This window comes from Pontibacterium sp. (assembly GCF_041587635.1).
GTDB lineage: Bacteria > Pseudomonadota > Gammaproteobacteria > Pseudomonadales > Balneatricaceae > Pontibacterium.
Window position 1 is genome coordinate 1 of the sequence record NZ_JBFGYC010000223.1, and the last position, 6055, is coordinate 6055.

The following is a 6055-nucleotide window of genomic DNA, read 5'->3' on the forward strand; positions in this document are numbered from 1 at the left end:
AGTCCAAACAGCGTATTAAACAGTTCGTTTTCACACCAGATACCGTCGTAGCCTAATGCTCGGTAGTGAGTGATAACTTGCAGCTCTACCCGTTGTCCATCGTCATCCAGAATCAGTTGTTCGCTGTTAAATTGCTCGGTAAGACGACGCACCGGGGGTCCACCCAGTTTGCGTTGAATCCTCGGTGTAAAACTTTGGCAGAACACTTCTTCGTCTGCGCTAAGAGGCTGTTCTGCCAGCTGATTGCAACGGCTTAGGGCCTGTCTAAAAAGCTGTTGCTTGAACAGTGTACGTACATGGCGTTCTCGATTGGGTGGTAGGGATGCTGAAGCATACAGTTCGGCTGCAGCGGAGAAGTTTTTATCGCGCTCCAGCTGTTGGCCAACGGCTTTAATCAGTCGATTGCGTTTTAGCTCCAGTCGTTGGTTGCACGCAGGACAGAGCAGTATCTTCAGTTTCTCGTCATTTGGCAGCATTGAATCTTCCAGCTGCTGACTGATCTGGTCGAATAAAAGATATCGTTCAACATCTTCCGCACAGTTAAATGCACGGGTGTTCTGATCGAGCGGATAGTTTTCAAATTGCATAATCCCTAGATCGCTGACCACAAACTGAGACAGGTCCTGATAGAGATTGCCAAAGTAGATCAGGCGAAAGCGTTCTAAACTGTCGCGATAGTGCGGGAAAAGTACCGGCACAGGTATAAAGCGTTGCCATACAGAGTGTTCGACAGCAGTATCGCCCAGTGTTGAGATCAGCGTATCTGTCAGCGCTGACTTACTGGACGAACCTTTTATCTGAAGGGCTGTTTTCAGCTCTTTGGCGGTTAACAGGTTGCTGATATCGACCGCCGTCAGGTTGGGATTAATCTTCAGTAATTCATGTTCCACCAGCAAGTCTGCTGCATTGTCCAATGAGCCTATCTCGCGGTAGGTCAGCTTGTCGAGACGAAAAAAAGTTGCTCGGCGACAGATCAGCCGTACATAGAGTTGTTGGGCATCTGTCTCCAGCTGGCGATAGTGCTCTAGAAATTTATGATCCTGTGGGCGTAACAGATCGAGATGCAACGTACTGATGGTTTCGATCAGCTGATTAAAATTATGCAGGTAGTAGAGTGGGTCGACGTCTTTGCTGAGGTTCTGGGCCAATTTTTCGATTCTCGATCATTGGAATTCAGACTTATTGTACGTAATCCTCGAGCGGTCGGGGATATCGAAGACTAAACTTGCACTCTAAAGGAGGTAGGGCTGCACTCGATTGGAGAGTTGATTGCAATTATGGTCCTGCTCACGCAAGATCCCCCTTTTTTGAGGCCAGATCTATGTATAGCATCGTTGCTGAAAACGAAGACTTTGTACTGATCGATAAAATGCCCGGTTTTTCGGTGCACAAGGATCAGGAAGACAGCGGGTTGGCGATGCAGATTAAAGCGGACCAGGGCTACAGTGAGCTGATGCCGGTGCACCGATTAGATAAGGTCACGTCGGGGTTGATGCTGTTTGCCCGTCACCATGCGGCGGCTTCCGAGTTATCGCGCGCGTTCAGCGAACATCAGGTGGAGAAGTTCTATCTGGCATTATCGGATAAGAAACCGAAGAAAAAGCAGGGTGCGATTATTGGGGATATGACCCGTGCACGTCGCGGTGCATGGCGTCTGGCGAAAACTCAGATTCGTCCAGCGGTGACACAATTTTTCAGTCAGTCGCTCAAGCCCGGGGTACGTCTGTTTCTGTTGCGCCCGTTGACCGGAAAAACCCATCAGATCCGCGTGGCGTTGAAGAGTGTTGGAGCGCCAATTATTGGCGACCCGCTCTACCATGAGAAAAATGAAACGCTGTCTGATCGTACCTATCTGCATGCGTATAGTCTGAGTTTTCCGTTTGCGGGGGAGCAATATCGCTTTACCGTATTGCCTGAAGTGGGTGAGTTATTCGATGCGGAGTGCTGTGCGCTGATTAACACCCATTATGCCCAGCCCTGGACCTTGTCGTGGCCGCGCATTCAACAGCATCTGCCGAACGGCAGCGATACTGGTAGCAGTTCGTAGTTCGCAGTATGATGTGCGCTTTTTAAAGCGTGCCGGAGTGAAGGCTATGAGCGAGCGCATCGAGCGTGATTTTTTTGCCCGTGATGAAGATGAGCAGAAAGCATTTCTGGAACAGACGTGGTGTGACAGCTGCATGGAAGTGAACCTCGGCATGCGTGAGCCGGTTGAGTATGAACTCAACGATACCGTCTTTATTGAAGGTAAGTGTAATAGCTGTGGCCAGTTAATCCTGACTGAGCTGACAGAAGACGATTTCTGATCGAACCCTTGTAAAAGAGCTGAACTAACGTGTCCGATTTTGACAATCGATTTGGAGGCACCCGCCGCTTATATGGGCAGGATGCTACCGAGCTTTATCGTCGTTCCCACGTGTGTGTGATTGGTATTGGTGGTGTGGGGTCCTGGGTGGCCGAAGCGTTGGCGCGCACCGCGATTGGTAAGATCACCCTGATTGATCTGGACGATATCTGTATCACCAATACCAACCGGCAGATCCATGCACTGGATGGCAATATTGGCCGTTCCAAGGTAGAGGTGATGGCGGAGCGGATGAGGCTGATCAATCCGGAGTGTCAGGTGAATGAGGTCGAAGATTTCATCACCCGTGACAATATCCGCGAATTGATTACCGATGAGTTCGATTACGTGGTGGATGCGATCGACAGCGCGAAGGAAAAAGCAGCGTTGATTGCGCTTTGTAGCCTTCGTAAGATCCCCGTTGTCACCATCGGTGGGGCTGGGGGGCAGACTGATCCGACTAAAGTGGGTGTTCTTGACCTGTCTAAAACCTCTCACGATCCATTGGCGGCGAACGTGCGTTCGTTTCTACGTCGCCACTACGGCTTTAGTAAAAGTGGTCGTCGCTTTGCTGTTGAGTGTGTGTATTCCTCTGAACAGCTGGTTTATCCACAACCGGATGGCTCGGTCTGCCAGTATAAGACGAATGACGGTAACACCCGTCTGGACTGTGCGGGTGGCTTTGGTGCAGCGACCTGTGTCACTGCAACCTTCGGTTTTGTTGCCGTTTCCCGTGTACTGAAAAAATTAGTTGAGCGGGCCGAACGGCAAGGCAAGCTCTGATGTCGCAGAGGGAGCGGCAGTGCGTTGCCGTTCCCAAACGTTTGTTTGAATCCCTTCTAAAACTTTCCCTTTTTAGGTCAACCAGTTAGCAATTTGGCCTGAGATTTGCTGTTTTACCTCTACCAGTCTGGAGGTGACGTATGCAGCTCAACCGATCTTTGCCCATTTTATCCACCGAACCTTTTCAGTTTGATCCGATGCATCAGGACCGTGGATTCGCACAGATGTTGCAGCAAGAGATCGAGGTGAAGCAGGCTGTTGTCGCGGATGTGCAGAGCGGTGTGCGTCCGAATCATACAGAGCAGCAGTTACTGCAGCGTTGGCCGATGTCTGATTATGGTCGCATTTTCTCGCAGGCAGAAGAGGTCCTGAGGGAAACAGAAGCTGACTTCGAGCGCTTTCATGAGCGTTCCCGTCAGGTCGCCTTTGATCTCATGCGATACGATATACAGGCGATGGTGGATGTACGCTTTGGCGTGGCGGGAATCTCAACCAGCCCGAATGAGCCTTTTATGCTGTCGGATTTTTACCTGCAGCGCTTATGGCAAGCTGAGGGGCCTATTCAGAGTTGGGGGCGGGATAACCCAAGTTTGACTCAGGCGATCAGTGGATTGGGCGTACAACATGCGCTGGCAAAGGCCGTGACCTCCCTACAAGCAGAGCAAGGTATTGAGCGTCATCAGGCAGCGAGTCGGGGGCAGCTCGATAGCTATGTTCGTCAGGTATTACTGAGAGCTGGGAATCTGACGGGTTTTAATCCTCTGTCTTCGCATCAGCTGGAGACGATGGGATGTGATCTTCAATGTGTATTAGGCGTGAGTGAATTTAATCCGCGTCAGGCAACGGCCGCAGAACTGCGAGGTGCCGCGCAGCACCTGTTTCACAGCGGTGAGATTGGTGTAGAAAATCTGTCGTTACTGACCCATGTGCCCCGAGTGCTGGGTACTCAGATACCGCAAGGGGACGTGAATTGGATTGACGCCTTTCGTGGCTTTGTGAATTCCGCGTCGGTACAAGGGGAAGCGCAATTCCATCTGGAAAATACGCTTTCGGTATTGCAGCGTCTGGCAGACTGATTAACCCGTCGTTTTATGGCGGGGCAGCGCCAATGACAAACCGCTGGTCATAAGCAAAAACAGGGCTGAAATCCACAGGCAGGCACTGAGACCGTAGACCTGAAATAGCCAACCGGAGAGCAGTGTTCCGATCAGGCGTCCTGATGCGTTTGCCATGTAGTAAAAGCCCACATCCATCGAAGCACCATCTTCTTTGGCATAGCTTACAATCAGATAGCTGTGTAGCGATGAATTGATGGCAAAGAGTACACCAAATATGCCCAGTCCTCCCAACAGCACCCATTGTGGATGCAATCCGCTATTATCGCCCAACCCCAGTGCGATCAAAGCCGGTATCGCTGTTAATGTAATGGCCCAGCGAAGTGCGCTCATACCGTCGGGATGTTTTCCGCTACGACGGCCTGTAATCCAGGGCGCCGCTGCCTGAACAAATCCGTAGGCAATAATCCAGCTGGCAAGGAAGCCGCCCACCGCCCAGTGATCCCAGCCAAATGCGCTGCTCAAATAGACCGGCAAGGCAACGACGAACCAGATATCACGAGCGCCAAACAGAAATAAACGGGCTGCCGATAACGCATTAACCGCAGAGCTGGTGGAGAATACTTCGGTGAATTTTGGTTTGACCTTGGCTTTGCCCAGATCCTCTTTGAGTTTGATCAGGCTCAGCAGCAGAACCAGTGATAAAACGCCGATCAAAATCCAGACGGCACCCGCAAAGCCGGCTAAGGAGAGCAGCATGCCTCCAAGGAAAAAACCAATCCCTTTCAAGGTGTTTTTGGAGCCGGTCAAAATCGCGACCAGTTTGTACAGATGTCCTTCGACCTGAGCCTTGGCCAGTTGTTTCACTGAGCTTTTGGCACTCATCTTGTTCAGGTCTTTGGCGATGCCTGAAAATGCCTGAGCGGCCATAACCCAGGGGACAGTCAACATACTCTCAGGCACCGTGAGCATCAGCAGCGCGATGACCTGCAGGCTCAGGCCGATATTCATGGTTTTGTTCAAACCAATACGTGCCCCGAGCCAGCCACCCACCAGATTTGTAATGACGCCAAAAAACTCATAGAAAAGGAACAGCAGGGCGATCTCTAATGGGTTGTACCCCAGTTGATGGAAGTGGAGTACCACCAACATGCGTAATGCACCGTCGGTTAGCGTAAACGCCCAGTAGTTACCCGTCACCAGAAGGTACTGTCGTACCTCTGATGACAGATTCGCCAGTGCGCTGAGCATCAGTCGTTGGCCATAATGTATTTGGCCAGCTCAACGGTGCGGTTTACGTAGCCCCATTCGTTGTCGTACCACGCATAGATTTTCAGCTGAGTGCCGTTAACCACCATGGTGGAAAGCGCATCAACAATGCTGGAGCGAGGATCTGTGCGGTAATCGATCGATACCAGCGGGCGCTCTTCGTAGCCGAGTACACCGTCGAGTTCATTTTCTGCCGCCTCTTTAAAGAGGGCGTTCACTTCATCGATATTGGTCTCGCGTTCCAGTTCAAACACCATGTCCGTCAGTGACGCATTTGCCAGTGGGATCCGCACGGCGTGGCCGTTCAGGCGGCCCTTCAGGTCGGGGAATATCTCGGTGATCGCTTTTGCCGATCCTGTAGTGGTTGGGATCAGGCTCATACCGCAAGCACGTGCCCGGCGCAGATCTTTATGCGGTGCGTCCAGAATGGTTTGTGTATTGGTGATGTCGTGAATCGTGGTCATCGAGCCGTGACGGATACCCAGTTTTTCATGCACAACTTTGATGACCGGTGCCAGGCAGTTTGTCGTGCAGGATGCGGCGGTTACAATGCGGTTCTGGGTCGGATCAAAAAGGTCGTGATTAATACCCATGACCAGATTCA

The 6055-nt window shown here is 51.4% G+C and carries 6 protein-coding genes and 1 pseudogene; 4 read left to right on the forward strand and 3 right to left on the reverse strand.

The window, feature by feature from the left end:
* Positions 1 to 1148, reverse strand: a 1148-nt coding sequence (locus tag ABYW01_RS11805; protein WP_372832902.1) for a hypothetical protein, incomplete at its 3' end; no start/stop codon positions are given.
* Between the two features lie 173 nt (positions 1149 to 1321).
* On the opposite strand from ABYW01_RS11805, the gene ABYW01_RS11810 reads away from it, so the two are divergent.
* The 4 genes from ABYW01_RS11810 to ABYW01_RS11825 all read left to right on the forward strand — a co-directional run bounded on the left by ABYW01_RS11810 (position 1322) and on the right by ABYW01_RS11825 (position 4203).
* Positions 1322 to 2047: a TIGR01621 family pseudouridine synthase gene (locus ABYW01_RS11810; RefSeq protein WP_372832903.1), complete on the forward strand. Its 726-nt coding sequence runs from the start codon at positions 1322 to 1324 to the stop codon at positions 2045 to 2047.
* 46 nt (positions 2048 to 2093) lie between these two features.
* Positions 2094 to 2306, forward strand: a complete 213-nt coding sequence (locus ABYW01_RS11815) for a hypothetical protein (RefSeq protein ID WP_372832904.1) — start codon at positions 2094 to 2096, stop codon at positions 2304 to 2306.
* Between the two features lie 29 nt (positions 2307 to 2335).
* Positions 2336 to 3127 (forward strand): tRNA cyclic N6-threonylcarbamoyladenosine(37) synthase TcdA, encoded by a 792-nt coding sequence (gene tcdA, locus ABYW01_RS11820; RefSeq protein ID WP_372832905.1) that lies wholly within the window; start codon positions 2336 to 2338, stop codon positions 3125 to 3127.
* A 140-nt stretch (positions 3128 to 3267) separates the two neighbouring features.
* Positions 3268 to 4203 (forward strand): hypothetical protein, encoded by a 936-nt coding sequence (locus tag ABYW01_RS11825; protein WP_372832907.1) that lies wholly within the window; start codon positions 3268 to 3270, stop codon positions 4201 to 4203.
* Here the strand turns inward: ABYW01_RS11825 and arsJ are convergent, their stop codons facing one another.
* Entirely contained in the window at positions 4204 to 5433 is a 1230-nt protein-coding gene (gene arsJ / locus ABYW01_RS11830; RefSeq protein ID WP_372832909.1) for an organoarsenical effux MFS transporter ArsJ, read from the reverse strand.
* A pseudogene (locus ABYW01_RS11835) lies at positions 5433 to 6055 on the reverse strand (type I glyceraldehyde-3-phosphate dehydrogenase); the annotation flags it as partial. The pseudogene ABYW01_RS11835 and the gene arsJ, both read right to left, overlap by 1 nt.